The sequence below is a fragment of the Vibrio sp. 10N.222.48.A3 genome, assembly GCF_041475345.1.
GTDB classification, from domain to species: domain Bacteria; phylum Pseudomonadota; class Gammaproteobacteria; order Enterobacterales; family Vibrionaceae; genus Vibrio; species Vibrio tasmaniensis_A.
In genome coordinates this window covers 1-3,341 of sequence record NZ_JBFRVX010000509.1, presented here as the reverse complement: position 1 = coordinate 3,341, position 3,341 = coordinate 1, and the positions used below count along the sequence as shown (strand labels likewise).

2 protein-coding genes are annotated in these 3,341 nt (G+C 45.4%); both read left to right on the top strand.

What is annotated here, in order from left to right; genetic code table 11:
• A partial coding sequence (locus tag AB4653_RS14900) for a TonB-dependent receptor (RefSeq protein WP_372104589.1) occupies positions 1-949 on the top strand: 949 nt, incomplete at its 5' end.
• A gap of 224 nt (positions 950-1,173) precedes the next feature.
• Positions 1,174-3,297 (top strand): TonB-dependent siderophore receptor, encoded by a 2,124-nt coding sequence (locus AB4653_RS14895; protein WP_102257566.1) that lies wholly within the window; start codon positions 1,174-1,176, stop codon positions 3,295-3,297.
• Positions 3,298-3,341: the final 44 nt, after the last annotated feature.

The following is a 3,341-nucleotide window of genomic DNA, read 5'->3' as shown; positions in this document are numbered from 1 at the left end:
TTATAACCAGATCAATATCGATTTAACGCTAGCAAGCGATAAAACCTTACCTCCGAAACACATCTATAACCCCGTCGTAGGAGCAACGCCTGATCCGGGTTTCAAGCCTTTCCGTGATAACACAACGACGACGACGGGTATTTACCTTCAAGACGTTTACACCTTGGGTGATCTATCGGTGATAGGTAACGTGCGCTATGACTCTATGGAACTTGAGCAGCAAAAAGCCGGGAAAGCCCAAGAGAAGCTAGATGATAACAAAGTGAGCTACCGTGGTGGCTTGGTCTATCGCATCAACAACGATATGTCGGTATACGCAAGCTTAGCTCGTTCGTGGCAATTGCCTTACTCCGGTATTTATATCAACCCTAAACTGGCTGAATTCTTCCATACCGATCTAAAAGAAGTGGGTGCGAAAGCTTACTTACTCGATAACGCTTTGATGCTCAATGCCGCTATTTTCCAAATTGATCAAGAACAACCACAAACCAATATTAATGGCGACGTTATCAATAAGATTGAAGCACGTCACCAAGGTATTGAACTGGAAGCTCGCGGTCAGATTACAGAGTTGTGGGATATTTCAGTTGGTTATAGCTACTTAGATGCAGAAGATAAAGATACAGGTAAAAAGCCGAATGATGTATCCGATCATCTGTTCTCACTCTGGAGTACTTACCAATTATACGAAAACTGGCGTTTGGGCGGTGGTGTGAAATACGTAGGGGACCGCTACGCAGGTAACAATGAAGCCGTCGCATTAGGTGATTACACCACTGTTGATTTGATGGCAGCGTACACCACGGGTCGTCACAAAGTTCAAGCGAACGCTTATAACGTACTTGGCGAGAAATACATTCTTGGGGCAACCAGTGGTAAGTCGGGTACTAACCAGATTGGTTACGGAGCGCCAGCTGAATTCATGCTCAGCTACGGCTATCAGTTCTAAAAGCGAGTTCAGCTCTAAGAGTCGTTAATTTTTAAGCGTTATTACGTTTCTAAGAGCTAGTACGTGACTAAAAGCTATTTCAACTGAAAAAACTATTGATTTGTTCGCTACGAGTGAGTGAACAGTTGGCCTCATTTTGAGGTCGTTTAGCCCAATGGGTCAAAGCGTTGGCATAACTTAAAAGCACAGCCTTTGACCCTAATTTGCCTACTTAGGAGATTTTCATGCCTTACCAGAATTTGGATGGTAAACCCCACGCGCAACATAAACTGCGCTTGACCGTACTTGCAACGGCCATCGCTTCAGTGACTTCCATGAGTGCATTCGCTGCGTCTGATCCGCAAACGACGACCATGGAAACGGTTGTCGTGACGGGCAGCTTGATCGGTAATTCAGAATTAGAAGATGTGAAAGAGTATCCGGGAGCGCGTACCGTTCTAACTAACGAACAAATTAAAAAGACTGGCGCACTCTCTATTGATTCAGCATTTCAAAGTGTACCGGGCATTAAGGTTCAAGACGAAACGGGCACGGGTGTATTGCCTAACATCTCGGTGCGCGGCTTGAAAGCGAGCCGCAGTGGTCATGCTCAATTTCTAATGGATGGTGTACCACTGACTCTTGCGCCTTATGGTCATACCGGACAATCTATTTTTCCAGCAACGCTATCTATGCTTGACCGAATTGATATCGTACGTGGTGGTGCGGCTGTGCAGTACGGGCCAAATAACGTGGGTGGTGTGATCAACTTGGTGACTAAGCCCATTCCACACGAGTGGCAAACGGAAATCAGTAATCGTTTCACCGTATTTGAAGATGGTAATACACCACTGAATGACTTTTACCTACGTACCGGTGGTTGGTTAACCGATACGCTGGCACTTCAAGTGGAAGGTAACTTCCTAAAAGGTGAAAGCTTCCGTGATCATTCAGATACGGATGTAAAAAACTTCCAAGCGAAGTTGCAATGGTTACTCAGTGATACCCAGGAGCTACAAGCATTCGTTCAGCGTTACGATGCCGACACCCAAATGCCGGGCGCTTTATCGCCAAAAGATTACCAGAAAGATCGTACTCAATCGAAGCGACCATATGACGAATACAAAGGCACATCAACGCGTTGGAGCCTGAAGTATTTGCATGATTTGAATATTGCAGATGGCGCAGAGTTAGAGGTTCTGACATTCGGTCACCACTCTGAGCGTTTCTTCCAATGGGGCTTTAATAGCGCAGGCGGTCACTGGGCTGATCCAGCATTACCATCAACAGATATTCGCACCTCACCACGTGAATTCGCTGTTTATGGTGTGGAACCTAAGTTAGCGATGTACTTTGACGGTAATACGGTGACGCAAAACTTGATTGTAGGTGCTCGCTATGTAAATGAAGATATCGATTACAAGCTAACGCAAACGCCAATTGCTGGCGGAGTAACAAAAGTGCCACGTGATTGGAACTTGAATACCGATGCATTCGCAGGTTACATCAGCAATGAAGTTGGCCTGTTTAACGACGTGCTAAAGGTTACTCCAGGTATTCGTTACGAATCGATTGATATGACCTTTAATGATAAGGGTAAAGCTCAGAGTACAGACAACAAAGTGACGGAGTGGTTGCCGGGCTTAACCGTGGCATACCATTTAACTGAGCAATGGGTTGGGTACACCAATGCGCAGAAATCTTTGCGCGCACCACAAATCGCTTACATCCGAGGCAAGGGTGAAGAGGGCAGTGAGCTAGCATGGAACTACGAGTTGGGTGCTCGTTACAATCAAGATTCAACTAGCTTTAATGTCGCGCTCTACCGCATTGATTTTGAAGACCAACTCCAATGGCAAAGCGGAACGCAGACCTTTGACAATATTGGTAAAACGCTTCATCAAGGTATTGAGCTTTCAGGTCGTTATGTTCCGCAGGCTATGCAAGCTCTGAGTTTAGGCGCGGGTTATAACTATTTGGATGCGACGATAGAGGCAGAAGGTGCAAACAAAGGTAAGCAACTTCCTTACACATCCGAGCATCAGCTTAGCTGGGATGCGACTTACGCCTTTAGCCGGGTAGATACGACCTTATCTGGTTACTATTTCAGTGAGTCTTATTCTGACAATGCCAATACCAGTGCTGAAGATGCAACGGGTGCGAAAGGCAAAGTACCTGCTTACATGGTATGGAACTTAAACCTAGGCTCAGACTTGTATAAAGATGAAAACAGTAAGTTACGCATGAATGTTGCAGTGAACAATTTGTTTGCTGAGGACTACTACTTCCGCGGTATTGATACCAGTCCGGTTGGCCGCTATCCAGCGCCAGGGCGTTCATACACTTTGGATCTGAACTATCAGTTCTAATCGGTAATTGATTAAAAATAATAACGAATATAAGTCGCCAATAT